Source organism: Enterococcus sp. DIV0724b, assembly GCF_050531475.1.
Taxonomy (GTDB): Bacteria; Bacillota; Bacilli; order Lactobacillales; family Enterococcaceae; genus Enterococcus_L; species Enterococcus_L haemoperoxidus.
Window position 1 is genome coordinate 1,655,953 of sequence record NZ_CP172890.1, and the last position, 20,900, is coordinate 1,676,852.

General features: G+C 35.1%; 15 protein-coding genes. 11 read left to right on the top strand and 4 right to left on the bottom strand.

The features are described 5' to 3' along the window. The first annotated feature begins 2 nt into the window (after positions 1-2). The 4 genes from IGJ02_RS07645 (at position 3) to IGJ02_RS07660 (ending at position 6,855) form a co-directional block, all read left to right on the top strand. Positions 3-2,363, top strand: a complete 2,361-nt coding sequence (locus tag IGJ02_RS07645) for an Ig-like domain-containing protein (protein WP_430603942.1) — start codon at positions 3-5, stop codon at positions 2,361-2,363. Between the two features lie 117 nt (positions 2,364-2,480). After that, positions 2,481-4,841 (top strand): Ig-like domain-containing protein, encoded by a 2,361-nt coding sequence (locus IGJ02_RS07650; protein WP_430603944.1) that lies wholly within the window; start codon positions 2,481-2,483, stop codon positions 4,839-4,841. Positions 4,842-4,991: 150 nt separating this feature from the next. Beyond that, the gene (locus IGJ02_RS07655; protein ID WP_430603946.1) at positions 4,992-6,104 is read left to right on the top strand and encodes a DUF916 and DUF3324 domain-containing protein; all 1,113 of its coding nucleotides are present in this window, start codon (positions 4,992-4,994) and stop codon (positions 6,102-6,104) included. Positions 6,105-6,159: 55 nt separating this feature from the next. Continuing rightward, positions 6,160-6,855: a response regulator transcription factor gene (locus tag IGJ02_RS07660; protein ID WP_010761248.1), complete on the top strand. Its 696-nt coding sequence runs from the start codon at positions 6,160-6,162 to the stop codon at positions 6,853-6,855. Between the two features lie 100 nt (positions 6,856-6,955). Here the strand turns inward: IGJ02_RS07660 and IGJ02_RS07665 are convergent, their stop codons facing one another. Both IGJ02_RS07665 and IGJ02_RS07670 read right to left on the bottom strand, forming a co-directional pair. Next, the gene (locus IGJ02_RS07665; RefSeq protein WP_430603947.1) at positions 6,956-7,381 is read right to left on the bottom strand and encodes a hypothetical protein; all 426 of its coding nucleotides are present in this window, start codon (positions 7,379-7,381) and stop codon (positions 6,956-6,958) included. Positions 7,382-7,553: 172 nt separating this feature from the next. After that, positions 7,554-8,843, bottom strand: a complete 1,290-nt coding sequence (locus IGJ02_RS07670; protein ID WP_430603949.1) for an NAD(P)/FAD-dependent oxidoreductase — start codon at positions 8,841-8,843, stop codon at positions 7,554-7,556. Positions 8,844-8,981: 138 nt separating this feature from the next. Between IGJ02_RS07670 and gdhA the strand changes: the two genes are divergently transcribed. From gdhA to IGJ02_RS07685, 3 genes are all read left to right on the top strand, one after another. Then, positions 8,982-10,328, top strand: a complete 1,347-nt coding sequence (gene gdhA, locus IGJ02_RS07675) for an NADP-specific glutamate dehydrogenase (RefSeq protein ID WP_010761251.1) — start codon at positions 8,982-8,984, stop codon at positions 10,326-10,328. Positions 10,329-10,564: 236 nt separating this feature from the next. Next, entirely contained in the window at positions 10,565-11,914 is a 1,350-nt protein-coding gene (locus IGJ02_RS07680; protein WP_010761252.1) for a glucose-6-phosphate isomerase, read from the top strand. Positions 11,915-12,308: 394 nt separating this feature from the next. Continuing rightward, complete coding sequence (locus tag IGJ02_RS07685; RefSeq protein ID WP_430603950.1) at positions 12,309-14,603, top strand: Ig-like domain-containing protein; 2,295 nt, start codon at positions 12,309-12,311, stop codon at positions 14,601-14,603. Between the two features lie 178 nt (positions 14,604-14,781). Here the strand turns inward: IGJ02_RS07685 and IGJ02_RS07690 are convergent, their stop codons facing one another. Together IGJ02_RS07690 and IGJ02_RS07695 are read right to left on the bottom strand one after the other, a co-directional pair. Further along, entirely contained in the window at positions 14,782-16,254 is a 1,473-nt protein-coding gene (locus IGJ02_RS07690) for a helix-turn-helix domain-containing protein (protein WP_430603952.1), read from the bottom strand. Between the two features lie 227 nt (positions 16,255-16,481). Next, positions 16,482-16,805: a hypothetical protein gene (locus IGJ02_RS07695; RefSeq protein WP_430603954.1), complete on the bottom strand. Its 324-nt coding sequence runs from the start codon at positions 16,803-16,805 to the stop codon at positions 16,482-16,484. A gap of 366 nt (positions 16,806-17,171) precedes the next feature. Between IGJ02_RS07695 and IGJ02_RS07700 the strand changes: the two genes are divergently transcribed. The 4 genes from IGJ02_RS07700 (at position 17,172) to lepB (ending at position 20,869) form a co-directional block, all read left to right on the top strand. Then, on the top strand, positions 17,172-17,933 hold the full coding sequence (locus IGJ02_RS07700) for a (Fe-S)-binding protein (protein ID WP_010761256.1): 762 nt from the start codon (positions 17,172-17,174) through the stop codon (positions 17,931-17,933). A gap of 11 nt (positions 17,934-17,944) precedes the next feature. Further along, positions 17,945-19,417, top strand: a complete 1,473-nt coding sequence (locus IGJ02_RS07705) for a LutB/LldF family L-lactate oxidation iron-sulfur protein (protein WP_430603955.1) — start codon at positions 17,945-17,947, stop codon at positions 19,415-19,417. Then, on the top strand, positions 19,410-20,141 hold the full coding sequence (locus IGJ02_RS07710; RefSeq protein ID WP_430603957.1) for a LutC/YkgG family protein: 732 nt from the start codon (positions 19,410-19,412) through the stop codon (positions 20,139-20,141). The genes IGJ02_RS07705 and IGJ02_RS07710 overlap by 8 nt, the downstream gene beginning before the upstream one ends. 182 nt (positions 20,142-20,323) lie before the next feature. Next, positions 20,324-20,869, top strand: a complete 546-nt coding sequence (gene lepB / locus IGJ02_RS07715; protein ID WP_430603960.1) for a signal peptidase I — start codon at positions 20,324-20,326, stop codon at positions 20,867-20,869. Positions 20,870-20,900 lie beyond the last annotated feature (31 nt).

Genomic DNA, 20,900 nt, shown 5'->3' on the forward strand with positions numbered 1-20,900 from the left:
AAATGAAAAAGAAAAAATATTCTTTCTTTATAGTAACAGTTTTACTAAGTAGTCTTGTGATTCTTGTTACTCTTAAGATAGAAATGAAGTCTGTTTTGAAAGCAGAAGAAAAGAATAGTGAAATAAACAGTCAAACTAGAGCCGAGACAGAACCGCCTGAAATAACTGATCAAACGATTCTTTTGAAATATGATTTGTTAAATAAAGGTAAGTGGCAAGCTTTCGTCAATAGTATTTTTGATTATAATTGGTCCGAGAAGAAGGAGTGGAATGGCGTGGACAAAAAAGATATTGTATCAGGTGTCGCAAAAGCCGCTATTCAGCCTTCTTCTTTAAGTCTAGAGAGAGGAGGTTCTCAATACTTCATTCTAAAGGCCCACGTAACGTGCACTTTTCCAACAATTCCAGGACATTATTATCAACTTTCTACAGAGATGCAGGGTGAAAACGCTGATACATCAACTTATGCATTAAATTGGGTATCAAATACAGATATAAATAATCCCGTTTCCGTTTTTCCAACCTATAAGGATATTGATAATCGATCTAATAATATTATTGACGTTAGACACATCGTTAAGGCCACAACAAAAGAAATGGCTGTTACTTTTACTGCAGATTCAGAGAGTACCCGTAATGCTGTTAACTATCGGAAGTTATCGGTTGTAGATTTGAATCAAGGAATAACAGAATCAAATGAAGGTCTTGAAGACTTGTTCACAGATAAGACACATACAAAATTAAAATTATCGGCGACACAAGCGAAAATTGATAAAGTAAAAAAATCGATTGAGACGATCGTCAATGCAACGACCCAAACGGAACTATCGACGGAACTTACCAAAGCTCAAGCATTGCTGGACAAAATCACAATGAGCTTGACCATACCAACTGAATTAGTCAATGATCCGAAAAATGAACTAAGTCATACCATTAAAGGAAAGACCTATCCCAATTCCTTTGTCCATTTTTCTGGAAGCAGTGCCTTTCCAGCAGGAATCTTAAGCTCGGAAGTAGCGGATGATTCAAAAAAATACCAGATACGAGCGGATGAGGAAGGTAATTTTAGTTACTCACTACCTGAAGGAAAGTATTTTAAGTGGAATGAGAAGGTCACGGTGACTAGTATGTTACGAGGGAAAACCACTTCTCAAACACGACAAGTGAAAGATGACGTACCACCAGAGAAACCGAAGCTGAATACAATCAAAGACCAAGCGGGAACGATTTCTGGTGAGTCAGAAGCGGACGCTACGGTCACGATGTATGATAAATCGGATGACACTGTATTCCTAACAGGAACAGCCGGAGCGGATGGTCAATTTTCATTGGTTGTACCAGAAGCTAAAAAGCCGTTGGTTCCGTACAAAACGTATTATGTTACCGCAACCGATGCCGCAGGGAATGTCAGTGATGCCTCGGATGACCAAGTTGTAGTAGATACCACAGCCCCTAAAGCAGAAGCGGTGAAACAAGCGTTAACGCTGGGCGATAAGTTGCCAGCCATAGATAAAATGCTTACAAACATTTCAGATAACGCTGGAACGGCTGATTTAACGATGGAACTAACGAAAACTCCTGATCTTTCTAAGACAGGATATAAGACAGCTGAAATCACATTGACTGATAAAGCAAAAAATTCACTCGTTGTTGTTGTGCCGATTACAGTAAAAGATAAATTAACGGCGATGGATAGTAACAACTTACTGAAAGCCGATGATTTTTCAGCCTTAGCGATTGATTTACCGGAAACGGCGGCAGAACAAAAGGCGTTTATTTTAAAACATGGCGTGGTCGAGGCTTGGGACTTAGGAAAAGGTGAACTGATCAACGACAAACTTGTCTATAATCAAGGAAGTTTAAAAAAAGAACCTGGTGTGTATTCGATCACCGTTACGATTGGAAGTTTGACAAGAGTATTCAAAGTAACGCTCCTAGAGGGAAGTTTGGCGTTTGATCAAACAATGGACACATTAACATTTGGCACTCAAACAATTGCATCGAAAGAGCAGTTTGTCCCTTCAAAAAAGAAGTTGAGCCTGTCTATAAATGACACTCGATTTAAACTGAACAAATGGCGTTTATTGGCAAAGGTGGCTCATCCGTTGAAGACGAAAGACGGTCTGACTTCAGCTAGTAGTTTAATCTATCGCTCGTATGAAGCGGGTAAAGTTGTAGATAAGAAATTAAACGAGTTAAATACACCAATGTATGAACCAAGTAAGTTAAACAATGGTGTCATTCAAGTAGACTTTACGAAAGAGAAAAGCAAAGAAGTGATGTTGAATGTCCTTCCTGGAAGTGTTCAATCTGATAAAGAATACTCCACTCAAATAGTATGGACACTTGAGAATGGGCCATAAAGAGAGTTAGGAAAAGTAATGTTTAGGCATGCTGCTGTTACTGATTATTTTCATGTTACTCATCTTTAAATTTTATAGGATAGTTACTAAAAATACTGATGAATAGGAAATGAGAAAATGAAAAAGAAAAAATATTCTTTCCTTATAGCAACAGTTTTACTAAGTAGTCTAGTGATTTTTGTTGCTCTTAATATAGAAACAAAGGTCGTTTTGAAAGCTGAAGAACAACCTAGAGGAATCAACAATCAAACTAGAGCCGAGACAAATCCTCCTGAAATAACTGATCAAACGATTCTTTCAAAATACGATTTGTTAAATAAAGGTAAGTGGCAAGCTTTCATCAATACTGTTTTTAGTTCTAAATGGATCGTGAGTACGGATTGGAATGGCGTGAACAACAACGCCATTGTGTCAGGTGTCGCAACAGCTACTGTTAAGCCTTCTTCTTTAAGGTTAGAGAGAATAAGTACTCAATATAACATTCAAAAGGCCCACGTAAGGAGCACCTTTCCAACAATTCCAGGACATTATTATCAACTTTCTACAGAGATGCAGGGTGAGAGAGCTAGTAAATCAACTTATGCATTAAATTGGGTATCAAATACAGATGTAGATAATCCCATTTCCGTTTTTCCAACCTATAAGGATACTGATGATCGGTCAAATAATATTATTGAGGTTAGACACATCGTTAAAGCCACAACAAAAGAAATGGCCGTTACTTTTACTGTAAATCAAGAGACTAATAATAATGCTGTTAACTATCGGAAGTTATCGGTTGTAGATTTGAGTCAAGGAATTCCAGAATCAAATGAAGGTCTTGAAGACTTGTTCACAGATAAGACACATACAGAATTAAAATTATCGGCGACACAAGCGAAAATTGATAAAGTAAAAAAATCGATTGAAACGATTCTTAATGCAACGACTAAAAAGGAACTATCGACGGAACTTACCAAAGCTCAAGCATTGCTGGACAAAATCACAATGAGCTTGACCATTCCAACTGAATTAGTCAATGATCCGAAAAACGAACTAAGTCATACCATTAAAGGGAAAACCTATCCTAATTCCTTTATCCACTTTTCGGGAAGCAGTGCCTTTCCAGTAGGAACCTTAAGCTCAGAAGTTGCGGATGATTCAAAAAAATATCAGATACGAGCAGATGGGGAAGGAAACTTCAGTTACTCACTGCCAGAAGGAACGTATTTTAAATGGAATGAGAAGGTCACGGTGACCAGTATGCTAAGAGGGAAAACCACTTCTCAAACACGACAAGTGAAAGATGACGTACCACCAGAGAAACCGAAGCTGAATACAATCAAAGACCAAGCGGGAACGATCTCTGGCACAGCGGAGGCAGGCACTACGGTCACGATGTATGATAAATCGGATGACACTGTATTCCTAACAGGAACAGTCGGAACGGATGGTCAGTTTTCATTGGTTATACCGGAAGTTAAAAAACCACTGGTTCCTTATAAAACGTATTACGTTACCGCAACCGATGCTGCTGGAAATGTCAGTGTTGCCTCTGATTCCCAAGTTGTAGTAGATACCACAGCCCCTAAAGCAGAGGCTGTGAAACAAGCATTAACGCTAGGGGATAAGCTGCCAGCCATAGATAAAATGCTTACAAACATTTCAGATAACGCTGGAACGGCCGACTTAACCATCAAATTAACCAAAACTCCTGATCTTTCTAAGACAGGATATAAGACAGCTGAGATCACATTGACCGATAAAGCAAAAAATTCACTCGTTGTTGTTGTGCCGATCACAGTAAAAGATAAATTAACGGCGATGGATAGTAATAACCTACTGAAAGCCGATGATTTTTCAGCCTTAGCGATTGATTTACCGGAAACGGCGGCAGAACAAAAGGCGTTTATTTTAAAACATGGCGCGGTCGAGGCTTGGGACTTAGGGAAAGGTGAACTGATCAACGACAAACTTGTCTATAATCAAGGAAGCTTAAAAAAAGAACCAGGCGTGTATTCGATCACGGTTACGATTGGAAGTTTGACAAGAGTATTTAAAGTAACGCTGCTAGAGGGAAGTTTGGCGTTTGATCAAACAATGGACACATTAACATTTGGCACTCAAACAATTGCATCGAAAGAGCAGTTTGTCCCTTCAGAAAAGAAGTTGAGCCTGTCTATAAATGATACTCGGTTTAAACTGAACAAATGGCGTTTATTGGCAAAGGTGGCTCATCCGTTGAAGACGAAAGACGGTCTGACTTCAGCTAGTAGATTAATCTATCGCTCGTATGAAGCGGGTAAAGTTGTGGATAAGAAACTAAACGAGCTAAATACACCAATGTATGAACCAAGTAAGTTAAACAATGGTCTCATTCAAGTAGACTTTACGAAAGAGAAAGGCAAAGAAGTGATGTTGAATGTCATTCCTGGTAGTGTTCAATCAGGTAAAGAATACTCCACTCAAATAGTATGGACACTCGAGAATGCGCCATAAAAAACAGAAACAAAAAATGAAAGAATAAGGGAATGGTATCTAGCCAACATTGTAAACAATTGGTACAGCTTTAGGAGCTTGTGCCAATTGATTCTTACATAAAAAGTAATAACATAGATTCAAACATAAGAAAGTTAGGAGAAATTAGTAATGTATAAGCGAATAATCTCACTTTTATTTTTGATTATAATGATAGGGGTGGCTCCCATAAAAGCTTCTGCGGAAGAAGGAAAAATGAATTTTTCTGTGACAGCAGTTATCCCTGAAAATCAAATTGACAAAACAAAAACTTATTTTGATTTAAGAATGAAACCAGGTCAAGTTCAAGAATTAGAAGTTCTAATGAACAATCCTTTAGACGAAGAAGTGACAGTAGAAAATCATGCCAATACAGCTATTACTAACGATAATGGGATTGTGGATTATAGCAACTCAGATCCCAAGTTAGACAAAACGCTAAAAGCACCGTTTTCAGTAATCTCTGAATTAGAAAAAGAAATAACGATTCCAGCCAAAAGTTCAAAAACATTAAAGGTTAAGGTAACTATGCCTGATGAAGAATTAGACGGTATCGTATTGGGTGGACTTCATTTCACTGAAAAAGAAAATAAAACAAAAGAAGAGCAGAATAGTTCGGGAGTACAAATCAAGAACCGTTTTGCATTTGCTATTGGTGTATCAATTAGAGAAAATGATAATGTAGTTAAACCAGATTTTAAATTAGGAAAGATTCAACCCTCTCAGGTCAATTATAGAAATGTTTTAAAGGCCAATATTCAAAATACGAAGCCTATGATTATACAAGATATGAAAGTTGATGTGCGTGTCACTAAAAAAGGTAAGGACGAAAACTTATTTGAGCAGAGTAACCCTGGAGTACGAATGGCGCCTAATTCAAATTTTGATTTTGGTATTAGTTGGGCCAATCAAGAGTTTAAACCAGGAAAGTATACATTGCATATGAAAGTGAATAGTGCAGGAGAAGACTGGAAATGGTCTAAAGATTTTGAAATCGATAAAAAAGAAGCCGAAAAATTGAATGAACAAGCAGTTGAATTGGAAGTTGACCATACAAAATGGTACATTATCGCCGGTGTAGGTGGCGCAGTATTATTAATAATCATTACCTTTGTATTAAGTCAGTATATCAGTAAAAAAAGACGGCAAAAAAGAAGAAAATTAAAAGCTCAAGCTAGTAAGAAAAATAAAAAAAAATCTATAGCTAAAAAGGGCGATAAGAAGCGTAATAATAAAAAGAAATAGTTATATAAAGCAATTTATTGAGCATTTTCAAATTTAATATATAGGAGAAATGTGTATGTACAAGATAGGTTATTTTTCATTAAGAACCCCTCAAAATAACTACTATAAAACATTGGATTTAGATCAGCAATGCTCACTTGAATTAATGGATAAGATTTGTTTCGATGATTTAGGTGAACTAGATATTCTTATAATAGAAGAAAGCAAAGAACTTAATTTTACAAACATATGTGAAGGACTGTTAGAAATAAGAAAAATCTCTGATATTTACATTCTTATTCTTGCAGATGAGGATCAAATGGTTTTTACTTCCCGTATGGTTTATTTAAAATTAGGAGCAGATGGTATTTTCACTGAAGAAGCAGATGAGATGGACTTGATTGTGAAAAATATTTTGAAGCGTTTAAAAAAAGAAACAGTTAAAAAACGTGAAAATAAATCTTCTTTCGAAATAATACCAGAGAAATCATGTGTATTAGTCAATAAAAATCAAGAAGTTGATTTGACAAGACAAGAATTTATCGCATTGACGATTTTGTATAAAAATATGAACCAAACTGTTACGTATGAAGACATTTACAAAGGTGTTTGGTCTAAAAGTAGTAGTGGAGTTCAAAAAAATCGAGTATGTAATTTAGTTTCTCATGTGAGAAAGAAATTCGCTGATGTAAAAAATTCGCCCGTTCAAGTGAAAACAATACGTTCGATTGGTTATATTTTAGATACTTCTTTTTCTGAAAAAGAAGTATAAGTCTATGAGTGCTCGGCATTTTATTGGATAACTGTTTATTAAGAATCAAAAGTATCTGAGGTATAACTCAAAGAGTTATACCTCAGATACTTTTGTATTTTTAACCTAATTCGCTTACTGAAAGTTCATTCAGTGAATTAGAAGGTTCAATGCTAAAACGATAGGAATGATAACGAAATAGTAGGTTTAAAAAAAGGAAAGAAGAAATTTCAGTAAATAAGAATAAATTTAAAGATGCAATAGAAAGACTAAGCAGAGAGAGTGATAAAAATAAAATGATACATAATGAGAATAAGTGCCTGATTTGTTTTGAGTTGGCAATAATGATTTCTTTTGTTTCCGAAGTTACATTTATTTTTTGAGAAAAATAGAAAAAGCTTTCTCTAAAATCAAGAATATCACCGATTTCAACATCAATTTCAGTTACAATATTGTTAAAAAGCTTTCCTTGTTTAACGCCATTTTTATAAATAACAAAATGACGTACGCATCCCCATGTGGTTTTCCGTTTTAAACTAATCTTCATTATAATCACCTCCTAAAACTATTTTTACATAATTTAGAAGAAGATAGAATCGTTCAAAAGCCTTATTTTTTCTACTATTTTTATCCTGCTAAAGTCGTAGCTACTTTAGCAGGATAAAAAATGAACGAATACAATTCTTGGATTGTTCATTCATTTATAATAAGAAAGTTATTTATTCTTGATCTATAGTTGGCAAATAAGTATAGTCGGCTACGCTAGCGGCATGAGTTCCTGCAACATGTCCAGTGACAAAAGCTGCAGTAACATTGTAACCACCGGTATAGCCATTGATATCAAGTAACTCTCCTGCAAAGAATAAACCATTAACTATTTTGCTTTCCATTGTTTTGGGTTGGATTTCTTTCAATGAAATTCCACCACCTGTTACAAAAGACTTTTCTATGGGAAGTGTTTTTGTTGCATTTATTTCAAAAGACTTTAAGTGTTGGACTAAAGCATCAATTTGTTGTTCCGAAACTTGTTTTGATTGACAGTCTGAAAGGGAAGTTTCGTTTAAGACAAAATCTAACAAACGTTCAGCAACAAGATTTTTCAAAGCATTTTTTAGTGATTTTTCGGGTTGATCAAAAAGTCTTCTCTTTATTTCTTTTTTTAGGTCAAATGCTGTTTTTTGAGGAAAGATATCCAGTTGTAAAGTAACTGATTTTTGCTCATTTTTAACTAATTCTTGATTAATAAAACTTGAACACCTCAAAGCAGCTGGACCCGAAACGCCAAAGTGGGTAAAAAGGAGATCCATCTGATGCGTTACAATTACTTTCCCTTTACTATTTAAAACTGAAAGTGCAACGTCCTGTAAGGAAAGGCCTTGTAACGTTTTTTCTGTAATAAAATCGTCATTAGAAATGATTGGAGACTCAGTTGCATATAAAGGGCTAATAGTATGACCTAATCGTTTAGCAAGTTTATAGCCGTCACCTGTCGATCCTGTGGAAGGATAGGTACGTCCACCAGTTGTCAAAATGACACAAGGTGCATATATTTTTTCGTGCTCTAAAGCGACTCCGATGACTTGTTCATCCTTATGTAGTACCTTTTCAACTTTTGCTTCTGTATATATCGTTACGCCAAGTTGTTCCAATTGATTGAATAAAGTTTCGACAATTGTTTTTGAGCGGTCGGTCACAGGAAACATTCGTCCGTGATCTTCTTCTTTTAGATGAGTTCCATTCGATTCAAAAAACTCCATGATATCGTAATTATTAAACTGTGAAAAGGCGCTATATAAAAACTTTCCATTTCCTGGTATATGCGCAATGATTTCATCTGCAGGACGATTATTCGTCACATTACAACGACCACCACCTGTCATCAAAAGTTTTTTACCTACGCGTTTATTTTTTTCTATTAATAAGGTATTACTTCCCGCTTTCGCCGCGGCAATCGCTGCCATCATACCGCTAGTACCTGCTCCGACGACAATAACATCAAATAATTTCATAAATTCTCCTCCAGTTCAATGGTAGTTTAACACAATTTTGAAAAATATTTCTAAGTTTTTTTCAATTTACAGTAAAAAGTTGTGGAAATTTTCTGAATTTAAGTTAAAATAGGATTATAACGATGAGAGGGTGATTAGATGGAAGCAAAACAGTACGTGGAAGAGATTCAAAAGAAGATTCATGAAAATGATCGGGGGCAAGTAGAATACTTGCAAGCTGTCGACGAATTTTTACCAACGGTTGAAGTATTTTTGAAAGAAAATCCTGCATTCATTGAAGCCAATATTTTAGGAGTCCTGATTGAACCAGAAAGAATCTTACAATTTAGAGTACCGTGGCAAGATGACAAAGGCAACTGGCAAGTCAATCGTGGTTATCGAGTGCAGTATAACTCTGCAATTGGTCCTTATAAAGGTGGCCTGCGTTTTCATCCTAGCGTGAACTTAAGTGTGATGAAATTTTTAGCGTTTGAGCAAATATTTAAAAACAGCCTAACCGGTTTGCCAATTGGTGGGGGAAAAGGCGGAAGTGACTTTGATCCTAAAGGTAAATCAGATGCTGAAGTGATGCGCTTTTGTCAAAGTTTCATGACAGAGTTACAAAAACATATTGGACCAAGCACAGATGTGCCAGCTGGAGATATCGGTGTAGGTGCAAGAGAGATCGGCTACTTATTCGGTATGTATAAGCGTTTGAGAAACTATGATGCAGGTGTTCTAACTGGTAAACCTTTAGGTTATTGGGGGAGCGAGGCTAGAACTGAAGCTACTGGATATGGCTGTGTTTACTTCGTTAAACATCTCTTGAATGACTCAAATGACTCATTCAAAGGAAAAAAAGTTGTTGTTTCAGGTAGCGGCAATGTATCGATTTATGCAATGGAAAAGGCGAAAGAATTGGGTGCAACGGTTCTAACTTGTTCTGATTCAACTGGGTTTATTTACGACCCGAAAGGTATCGATGTTGAATTAGTTAAAGAATTAAAAGAGAAAAATCGTGAACGTATTTCTAAATATGTAGAAACTCATTCAGATGCTACGTATTATGATGGTCAATCCGTTTGGGATTTTGAAGTTGCTTACGATATCGCTTTACCATGTGCCACTCAAAATGAGATCAATGAAAAACAAGCTGAACTTTTAGTGAAAAATGGTGGAAAAGTCGTTGCTGAAGGAGCTAATATGCCTTGTACTTTAGAAGCAGTAGCGGTACTTGACAAAGCTGGTGTATTATATTGTCCAGGAAAAGCGGCAAATGCTGGTGGAGTGGCGGTTTCTGCGTTAGAAATGAGCCAAAACTCTGAGCGATTATCTTGGTCATTTGAAAAAGTCGATGGTATGTTGGATGATATTATGAAAAATATTTATGAAACATGTCGTGATACAGCAAATAAATATGATGCTGCGAACAATTTTGTCTTAGGAGCAAATATTGCAGGATTTGAAAAAGTTGCGCGAGCTATGCTAAGCCAAGGGTTGGTCTAGTCCAAAAACATCAAAAAATAAAGATGATTTTTGTCTTAATCATTCTTTATTTTTTGATGTTTTTTCATATCGGATAATTGCTAGACCTAAATAATATTTTGATTTGTGGTATAATTGGGTTTGTTTAAGTGTATTAAAATAAAAATTGGTACACTCAGTTATAATTTGCTTGAAAAAAGCATCAAAAGAACGTAAAGTAGAGTATGTACTAAGTTTAATTTCAAGGAGGAGAAGGAATGTCACACATTCAATTTGATTATTCCAATTTGGCACCATTTGTTGCTGATCATGAATTGGAATACATGCAGGCACAAGTGACTGCAGTCGACAAAGCATTAAGAGAAGGAACTGGAGCTGGAAGTGATTTTACTGGTTGGATCGATTTACCAGAAAATTATGATAAAGATGAATTTGCCCGCATTAAAAAAGCGGCTGAAAAAATCCAATCTGATTCAGAAATATTAGTTGTAATTGGTATTGGTGGTTCTTACTTAGGTGCGAGAGCAGCGATTGAATTTTTACATCATTCATTTAATAACTTATTACCAGCAGACGAAAGAAAAACACCGCAAATTTTCTTTGCTGGAAATAGTATCAGCTCAACTTATTTAGCTGATTTAATCAATGTTATTGGTGATCGTGACTTCTCAGTAAATGTGATCTCTAAATCAGGTACGACAACTGAACCTGCAATTGCATTTAGAGTATTTAAAGAATTATTGATTAAAAAATATGGCAAAGAAGAAGCAAATAAACGTATTTATGCTACAACTGACCGTGCTAAAGGCGCCGTTAAAGTGGAAGCAGATGCTGAAGGTTGGGAAACATTTGTGATTCCTGATGATGTTGGCGGACGTTTCACAGTCCTAACTCCAGTTGGTTTATTACCGATCGCTGTTAGCGGTGGCGATATCGATGCTTTAATGACGGGTGCGAATGACGCGCGTAAAGAGTATGCTGCAACAACTGATTTAAACAAAAATCAAGCATACCAATATGCTGCATTAAGAAATATTTTATACCGTAAAGGTAAGACAACAGAAATGTTGATCAACTATGAACCAGGAATGCATTACTTCTCTGAGTGGTGGAAACAACTATTTGGTGAATCAGAAGGAAAAGATCAAAAAGGTATTTTCCCAGCGGCAGCTGACTTTTCTACTGACTTACACTCAATGGGACAATACGTTCAAGATGGTATGCGTAACTTGTTTGAAACAGTCGTTAAAGTTGACACTCCGCGTCATGTTTTGTCTATTCCTGAACTTGCTGAAGATTTAGATGGATTGGGCTATTTACAAGGGAAAGAAATTGACTTTGTAAATACAAAAGCTTTTGAAGGTACTTTGCTTGCTCATACAGATGGTGGTGTACCAAATATGATCGTGAAAATTCCTGCAATGGATGCTTATTCAATGGGTTATGTTATGTACTTCTTTGAAATTGCTGTTGGAATTTCTGGATATTTAAATGGCGTGAACCCATTTGACCAAGAAGGTGTGGAAGCATACAAAAAGAACATGTTTGCCCTACTTGGCAAACCTGGTTTTGAAGACTTAGCAAAAGAATTAAATGCACGTCTATGAGATAGCTTTAAATTGAGACCATAGTGCTACTTTAATAAGTAGTCAACTTTCATTGTTTAAGCGTCTAAAATTAGCTACAATAGAAGAAGTGAACAGTAGCTGATACTTTTCCATATAGTAAAATTTAGAGAACGAAACAAAACTGATTTTACGTTTTGTTTCGTTCTTTTTGTTGTTGAAAAATTTCTATTGTTATTTTTTGACAATAGATGATAAACCTATGTGTATTTTAATCTAATAGTAGTATATGTGTTAGTCTCTCATTGTGAACAATATATGAATCAAAAATGGATTATGATTTTATAAATAAGCCATGTAGAATGAAATTATTGATTTGCAAACAAAATGTAAATTATATCATTTTTCGTATTTTTGAAAAAAGAATGAGGAGTGGGTGGAAATTAAAAAAAAGAAAATGATAGTTCTAATTTTATTGTTTCTAGTGTTAGTTGGGGGGCTCATTAGTCAGTTCATTCTAAAAAAAACAAACGAAATAAAAGCTAGTAGTAGTATAAAAGCCAATCCTACCAATTTATTATCACCAGAAGATTGGTATGGTTACTACACATACCGTGGAAATACATCTACAATGGGCAAATTAGCGACCGAAAAGGATATAATAGTAAAAGATGTCGGTTACGGAATGATTACATTAGGAAATAGTGTGATTTCATTAAAAAAATCTCAAAGAGAAAAGGAAACAATATATGTTGAACAGACAGTTCAAACTACTCCCGGCAACTACTATGTTTTCAAGGCGGATATAAATGTAAGTAGTACTTTAGAAGGGATGGAGACAGGGGTAAAAATCAATAATAATGAAAAGCCTTTAGGTCGTTTTACAATGGATGGCAAAAAAAGTATTAGTATCTTTTTTAAAGCAGGATCTACTCAAAGTAAAATAAGTCTCTATCATTATGGTGATTTAAAACCATATGGAAAAGGTACTGGAAATGTTACTTTTACAAGACAAACTGTATATGATGCTACAGAAGAATTAAATGAGTTTACTTCATTGATTAATGATTTATTTACGGATGATACTCAAACAGCGCTTAAGCTAAAGGTAACGCAAAAAAGCATAGATGAGTTACGTGCAAAATTCGATGAGCTTAAGGACGCATTTTCAACAACTGAATCTGATACCTTTGATAATAATTTAAAGAAAGCTCAATCGCTTTTAGATGCTGTAAATCTAAGCTTAACGCCAGAAAAATTGGTAACAGATCATGAAGATCATCACAGTAATACAATCATCGGTAAAACATATCCCAATGCTTTTCTAAAATTTTCTGGTAGTACAGAAATACCTGCTGCGAAGATTGCTTCACCGGTAATAGGCGATGCTACCAAATACCATATTCAAGCAGATGATCAGGGGGATTTTAGTTATGCTCTTCCAACTGGAAGCTATTTTACCTATGGAGAAAAGATAACAATTTTAAGTACAATTCATGGTAAAGTTGTTTCTAAAGTAGTTTCAGTTTTAGATGAAATTCCACCAGAGCAACCAAGTCTGAACGAACTAAAAGACATAAGCACCGTATTTTCAGGTAATGCAGAAAAGAATTCAACGGTCAAAATCTATGATAACGAAACAAACAGTTTGTTTTTAGAAGGGAAAGCAAATGCAGATGATACGTATTCATTAAGTATTCCAACAACAAACCAACCTTTGGTACCATACAAAAGCTATTACGTTACAGCTACTGATGCTGCTGGGAATACTAGTGAAAAGTCTCTGGTCCAATCTGTCGCAGATACCACTCCACCAAAAGCCGAAGCAGTCAATCAATTTCTAGAATTAGGGGATCCGTTACCAGAAATTTCTAAGATGTACAAAGAACTTTATGATAATGCCGGGGCAGATTCGGTAGAAGTTGCCCTAACCAAGCAACCTGATATTTCTAAAGTAGGTGGGTCTCAAGGAGAGATTACATTCACAGATAAGGCCAAAAATAAAACAATTATTAAAGTGTTGTTTTTTGTAAAAGATTCTCAAACCATTTCGGATAACAATTATATATTTCGTGCTGAAGATTTTTCAACTGCAGCAATTGATTTTCCGGATAAAGTAGAGGAACAACCAAAATTTTTATTAAAATATGCAAAAGCTGAACTTTGGGATGTCAAAACCGGAGAAAATAAAACTGATCAGCTTATGATTAATCAAGGAACGATAATGAAGAAACCAGGAGTGTATAACATCACTTTTAGTATTGGAACACTTAAGAAAACCATGACAGCAACATTACTAGAGGGGGCTTTAGGCTTTAGTCATGTAGATGCGAATATCTCATTTGGGGAGCAGACCATTAATTCGGAAGAACGATTAGTTCCGACCGAAGAAACCTTAAACCTAACAATTGAAGACACACGGTATGTAACGGAAAATTGGCGGATTGTTACGAAACTAAGCCGGCCGTTACAATCGGAACAAGGTGATCAGACAGCCAGTACGTTAGTACTTCAAACAACAGATTCTTCGGGCAAACAAATGAGAGAACACTTGAGTGATGAAAAGACTGCTGAATTTTACTACAATAAAAATGCGGTAAATGGACAAATTTCATTACCGTTAGGTCAATCAGAAAAACAACAAATTTTACTAAATGTTCTACCAGGAACAGTACTTGCTAATAAAGAATATTCGTCAAATATTATCTGGATAATAGAAAACGCACCTTAATAGCATGACTCAGTATAATTGTATTTAGTTGCGTTAATGAGGTCTAACAAGCAATAAAATAGAGGAGCCAGCGATAAAACTGATTTTCAGTTTTTATCACTGGCTTGAAATCTAAATAAAGAAATTATTTTACATAGTTATAGATTTTTATACTGTTCATTTCTACAGGAGTTAAACATTAATAAAAAGTTGATTTGGCTTTAAAAAATAAAAGTTGAATACAAGTGAATAGCTCATGCCAGGTTTGTTCATTATAAACATCTGAAATGTAAAAAATTTTCTGTTTGCTTTTTTTAACACGTGGTTCGAAGCAATCGATGATTACAAGATCGGCCTCTTCGAAGCAATCAATATAGTGAATAGCTCTTGGATTGAAAAGCATGTGTAATTTATTCTTTATATAGACTGTGCCTAAATTGTTTTTAGAATACTGTATATAAACAGACAAAGAAGGACATAAGAATGTTTCTGTTAAAATGGTTAACAAAATACATAAGCCAAAATCAGAATGAGCAGGCACTGGAAAGTCTGGGTGATCTTCTCGAAACTTCTTACAAAAATTATTAATTCTTGGATTATCCTTAATAGAAAGTTTTGTATGCGTATTTTGTGTAAATGAAGTTCTAAAAAACTGTACAGGACTAATTGAAAAATAAGTTGCTTGAATCATCCCGATTAACAAATAATAGAAGACAGTTGTTTTTTGCTCCTTATTCATAGAAAAATCCCCATAAAAGTATTTTTCATATTCTTCAATTAATAAGTCACAAGCGCTGATTAAAGGCAAGCTTCTCGGAAATGAATCATATAGTCTATATTTATCTTGTAGTGTATCAATTTCAGCAATATAACATCTAGCTAGTAAATTAAAAAATAAGATCTCATCCTCAGTGACTAGGAATGGCTCTACAAGTTTTGAAATGGCATTTGTAGTAGCAAAGTGTTTTGATAGCTCTTTAATTTTTTTGGGCAAACGAATGGGGTGGTCTTGTCGCCTGACCATAAAAAGACCAACCATGAACTCCAAACGTTTGATTACTGAGTCGGAGTAGTTTTTCTGTAATTCTCCAAAGTCAACGTTGGCCGAGAAGTCTTTCATATTTTTAAAATCATATGGCCATGCAATTCCTCGATATACACTCCAAAAAAAATAAAAATTTAGCATACGGACGTATTTTTCTTTTCCTTGGAAATTAGTAGTAGGATGGAAAACAATTTTTAAAGGATATCTTTCTAGTTCAATATTTAAAATATTAATATTTTTATACAGGTGAGGAGGACTTATATATAATTTTTCAGCTAGATCTTCTACAGAATTATAATGATTTAAAAGAAGTTCTAAAATAATTTTAAATTGTAAGGATGATTCAAAATAACTTAGACGTAATTGAATAATAAGGTAATCCATGGCATGTGCTGAATGATTTTGAATGACATACCCTCCAACATTACGTATTAATACTATTTGTGTAAAGGATTTATTATTCTTAATATCAGTTGATAGTTCTTGGAAATATCGTTTTAAGGTACTTAAGGACACACCAAGGAAATTTTGTAAATAGGAAAAAGATATTTCTTCATTCTCTCTATATAATAATTCCGTAAAAAGTTGGATTTTTTTTTTACTTTTTTCATTTAATAAGATATCCATTTCATCACTCCTGTTACCTTTTTCCAAATTATAGAAATAGAATGATTTAAAGTCAAATTTAATGGGTATTATCACATATAACTAAAATTATTTATTTTTTTAATACAAATAAGTTTAGTTATTTTCAAAAAATAAGAGCTTGGGAAATAACTAAAATAGTTATTCTTCAAGCTCTTTAATATAGAAATCAGTATAGACTTATTCTTGATACTCGTTAGTTCCATTTTTTACTCAAACTTGTTGTCTTTGGGATAAGGTAAAACACGAAGCGGGTCATCATCTTCCTTAATGTCCATATCTTGGTGAAACTCATTTCTATCTGATCGTTGTTCAAACTCAGTTTCTTGATTTATTTTAAATGAGGTAGAGTGTTGTGAAAATTCATTATTTTTTTGAGCTAACAATTCTTTAGCGGCTTCTTGCGCTTGATAAACATTTTTTTGGCGCGAATGCTGATTGTTTCCTCCAGTAAAAGTTAAATAAATAATTAAAACAATCATTATGATTGTTAGTACAATTAAACCTATAAACATACTGAATGTGATGAACATGGTAAATAACCTCCCTTACAACTCATACTCTTATATAGTGTATCAAATGTTTCTTATCCAGTCATCTATTTTCTTTATTATATATTTCATATCGATTGTCTGTCAAAAGGTACTGACTTGCTATCAATTCTGCAATGAAGTATGCGAAAAAGCATAAGGAAATGAATTGATAAATAGAAGAAATACTGATAGAATTATTATTGTATAATAAACGTTACAAAATGATTTTGATTCTAAGTTGTATGATAATAGTCTTGTGGTTGTCGGTTCCTTTTTGATAAAAGCGAATATATAAGCCAATATTATTTTTGACTATATAGATGACTGTTCCGCTCTTTTCGTACAACTATACGAGGAGGGCTTTTTTTGAAAGTAAGTATTTTTTCTACCTGTGTTGTTGATTTACTATTTCCAAATGTAGGACAGGCAATGGTTGAGGTTTTGGAACGTTTGGGTTGTGAAACATCATTACCTGATAAACAAACCTGTTGCGGACAGCCAACCTATAATAGCGGCTATGTTGAAGAAAGCTATGCGACGTTGAAAAATCAAATCGACTGTTTTGAAGATGCAGAATATGTAGTGGGGCCAGCTGGTTCATGTGTGGGGATGCTTAGAGAGTACCGACATTTTTTAAAGGATGATCCTATATATGGTCCGAAAGCTGAAGCATTAGCGGTCAAATCATTCGAATTTAGCCAATTTCTGTACAGAGTTTTAGGTGTTGCGGATGTCGGTGCAACATTAAACGCTAAAGCGACTTACCACCGTTCATGTCACATGACAAGGATTTTGAAGGAGCGAGAAGCGCCATTTATCCTGTTAGACCATGTAGCTGGTTTGGAGATGGTTCCCTTAAATCACATTGAAAATTGTTGCGGGTTCGGCGGAACTTTTTCAGTAAAAATGCCAGAGATATCTGAACAAATGGTTACAGAAAAAATGAATGATGTAATCGATACAGGAGCTGAAATTTTAATTAGCGCAGACATGGGCTGTCTGATGAATATTGGTGGGAAATTCAATCGAGATGGTAAGCCAATCAAAATCATGCATATCGCTGAAGTTTTAAACCAACAGGTGGATAAAAAACGGATGGATCAACCAAAAATAATGACAGTCATCTAGGAGGAACTATTGTGGGATTAACGACAAGCAAGAAATCTTTCAAAGAACGTTTAGAAGATAGCAAAAAAGATGTCTTTATGCAAAAGGCGGTAGCGAAAGCGCAAGATGATCAGTGGATCAAGCGAGAAGGAGCCAGAGAAGAGCTTGGACATTGGGAGCAATGGCGAGAGTTAGGTGAACAAATTAGACAACACACGATTTCTTATTTACCAGATTATTTGGAACAATTTAGTAATAATGTGGCTGAACAAGGAGGCAAAGTCTTTTTCGCTCAGACCGCAGAAGAGGCAACTGAATATGTAAAGAAAGTTGTTTTAGAAAAAAATGCTAAAAAAGTAGTGAAATCAAAATCCATGGTGACCACAGAAGTTGATATTGATCCTATGTTGCTAGGACTAGATGGTGTTAGTGTTATGGAGACTGACTTAGCTGAATTTATTTTACAAATGGATGACTGGGACGAACCATCTCATATTGTTTTTCCAAGTATCCATAAAAATCGTGAACAAATTCGTCGAGTTTTTTCAGAAAAGTTAGGTTATCAAGGTGATAATGATCCAGTCAATTTAGCACGATGCGCCAGAGAAGTCATGAGAAAATTTTTCTTGGAAGCAGAAGTTGGTATTACAGGGTGTAATTTTGCAATTGCTGATAGTGGTTTGATTAATTTAAATACGAATGAAGGGAATGCGGATTTAACAATCAGTATTCCAAAAACACAAATCGTTTTGATGGGAATGGAGCGAATCGTTCCGAGTATGAAAGAGGCAGAGGTTTTGGATAACCTATTAGCTAGAAGTGCAGTCGGCCAAAGTTTAACTACTTACGTGACCTTTGCTGGAATAAAAAATGCAGATGAATCTGATGGGCCAGAAGAGTTTCATGTTGTAATTTTGGATAACGGGCGCTCCAATGCTTTAGGAACTGCTTTTCAGCCTGTACTTCAATGTATTCGCTGTGGTTCTTGTCTAAATGTTTGTCCAGTATATCGTCATATCGGCGGCCATGGGTATGGTTCAATCTATCCTGGACCAATAGGAGCCGTATTATCACCTGTTTTAGGGGGCTATAAGCAGTTTGGTGAGTTACCTTATGCCTCTAGTCTTTGCGGCGCCTGCACGGATACTTGCCCAGTGAAAATCCCACTACACGAATTATTGATCGAACATCGAAGAGTTATGACAGATGAGTTGAAAATGCAACACGGTTTTGATGATTTCCAAATGCGACTAGTGGGCAAGGCCACGGCCACGCCCAATTTATTTAAAATGGCAATGAAAGTTGATCACGCTGGATTAGCGCCATTGAGCAAGAAAAAAGAAATTACAGTAGAGAATATGTTCCAATATGGTGGTTATGTTGCCAAAGGTCCTGGTCTTGTGAAAGGTTGGACCGATGTCAGAGATTTACCGCGTCCACCAAAAAGTTCAGAAAATTTCAGAAGCTGGTATAAAAAAAATAAAGCAGGTGAGCAAAATGACTGATTCTAATGTACAAAATCGAACATCATTTTTAAGTAACCTGACTGAAAAACTAGGCATAGAAAGACAAAACGTAGCAGATCATCCATTCCGACCAATCAATGATTTGCCTGAATTAACACTGGCAGATAAGTCACAGGAAGAGCTACTAGAAATTGCTAAAAAACGAGTGGATAAAATCAACACGAAGCTTGTAGAAACAACTAGAGAACATTTAACTGAAACAATCGATCAACTGATCGAAGCATTTGGTCAAGGAAAGGTTATAGTTCCAATTGATTCGCGGTTTGATGAATATGGGTTAACAAACTTTTCTAAAAATCTATTTTCAGGAAATACAGATGAACAACTAACATTTTGGGAAAAAGGCGCTGAAAATAGAGAAATGAATATAACAAATGCAGAAAAGGCGAATATTGCGATTGCCTTTGCAGAATTTTTATTAGCTGAATCAGGTTCAGTAGTCGTTGAAACAAATGCAGGGCAAGGACGTTCTTTACATTTTTTACCTCAGCACTATATTTCGATTATTCCCATGAGTAAAATTGTACCACGTTCTACTCAAGCTGCAGCTTATTATGCAGAAAAACAACGAAACGGTGAAAACGTCGGTTCTGCGATTCACTTCATCTCTGGACCTTCCAATTCTGGTGATATTGAAATGCAATTAGTTGTGGGCTTGCATGGACCACTAGTTGTGTATTATGTTGTTGTAAAAGACATGTAAGCATAAAAAAACTGAGACAAGCTAAGTAAAAGTTGTTTCAGTTTTTTTGATTTTTGTATAAGTAATAAACAATGAATAGATTACTTATTAAGAGATATATTAAAAAAGGGCCCGAAAAGAAAAGAATTCTGTAGAAATTTGATTGTCTGTGGTAAAATATAGGAAGCATGTTTTTTGGAGGAATGAATTTGAAGTCTAAAGAGTTATTACATACAATATTATTTTTTATTGGTTTAGCAGCGTTGTTATTTTTACTAAGGCAATTTGTGTTCACGCCAGTTGTTGTCAAAGGGCATTCAATGGATCCGACTTTAGCAGATGGTGAACGAGTGATTGCATTAAAGAATACAGAAATCAAACGTTTTGATATTGTGACGTTTCCAGCACCAGACGAACCTAAGAAGAGTTACATCAAGCGAGTAATCGGTTTACCAGGTGATACGATTGAATATAAAAATGATGTTTTATATATCAACGATAAAGAAGTCAAAGAACCTTATCTTGATGAATTCAAAGGAGCAGTAACAGACGGGTCACCTTTGACTCTTGATTTTACGTTGAGTGAGGTTACGGGTGAGAAGAAAGTTCCAGATGGTGAATACTTCGTGATGGGTGATAATCGTCGGAATTCAAAAGATGGACGTATGATCGGTTTTATTAGTAAAGATAAGATATTAGGTGATGTTAAATTTGTTTTGTGGCCACTTGATCGTTTTGGAACGATTTAGACGTAAGGCTCATTCATGAAATTACAAGAAA

What these genes read in the sequence shown, in the direction of transcription:
- lepB (WP_430603960.1), top strand. Translation starts at nt 20,324, where the DNA reads ATGAATTTGAAGTCTAAAGAGTTATTACATACAATATTATTTTTTATT.
- IGJ02_RS07665 (WP_430603947.1), bottom strand. Translation starts at nt 7,381, where the DNA reads ATGAAGATTAGTTTAAAACGGAAAACCACATGGGGATGCGTACGTCAT.
- IGJ02_RS07710 (WP_430603957.1), top strand. Translation starts at nt 19,410, where the DNA reads ATGACTGATTCTAATGTACAAAATCGAACATCATTTTTAAGTAACCTG.
- IGJ02_RS07650 (WP_430603944.1), top strand. Translation starts at nt 2,481, where the DNA reads ATGAAAAAGAAAAAATATTCTTTCCTTATAGCAACAGTTTTACTAAGT.
- IGJ02_RS07670 (WP_430603949.1), bottom strand. Translation starts at nt 8,843, where the DNA reads ATGAAATTATTTGATGTTATTGTCGTCGGAGCAGGTACTAGCGGTATG.
- IGJ02_RS07645 (WP_430603942.1), top strand. Translation starts at nt 3, where the DNA reads ATGAAAAAGAAAAAATATTCTTTCTTTATAGTAACAGTTTTACTAAGT.
- IGJ02_RS07655 (WP_430603946.1), top strand. Translation starts at nt 4,992, where the DNA reads ATGTATAAGCGAATAATCTCACTTTTATTTTTGATTATAATGATAGGG.
- gdhA (WP_010761251.1), top strand. Translation starts at nt 8,982, where the DNA reads ATGGAAGCAAAACAGTACGTGGAAGAGATTCAAAAGAAGATTCATGAA.
- IGJ02_RS07660 (WP_010761248.1), top strand. Translation starts at nt 6,160, where the DNA reads ATGTACAAGATAGGTTATTTTTCATTAAGAACCCCTCAAAATAACTAC.
- IGJ02_RS07690 (WP_430603952.1), bottom strand. Translation starts at nt 16,254, where the DNA reads ATGGATATCTTATTAAATGAAAAAAGTAAAAAAAAAATCCAACTTTTT.
- IGJ02_RS07695 (WP_430603954.1), bottom strand. Translation starts at nt 16,805, where the DNA reads ATGTTCATCACATTCAGTATGTTTATAGGTTTAATTGTACTAACAATC.
- IGJ02_RS07680 (WP_010761252.1), top strand. Translation starts at nt 10,565, where the DNA reads ATGTCACACATTCAATTTGATTATTCCAATTTGGCACCATTTGTTGCT.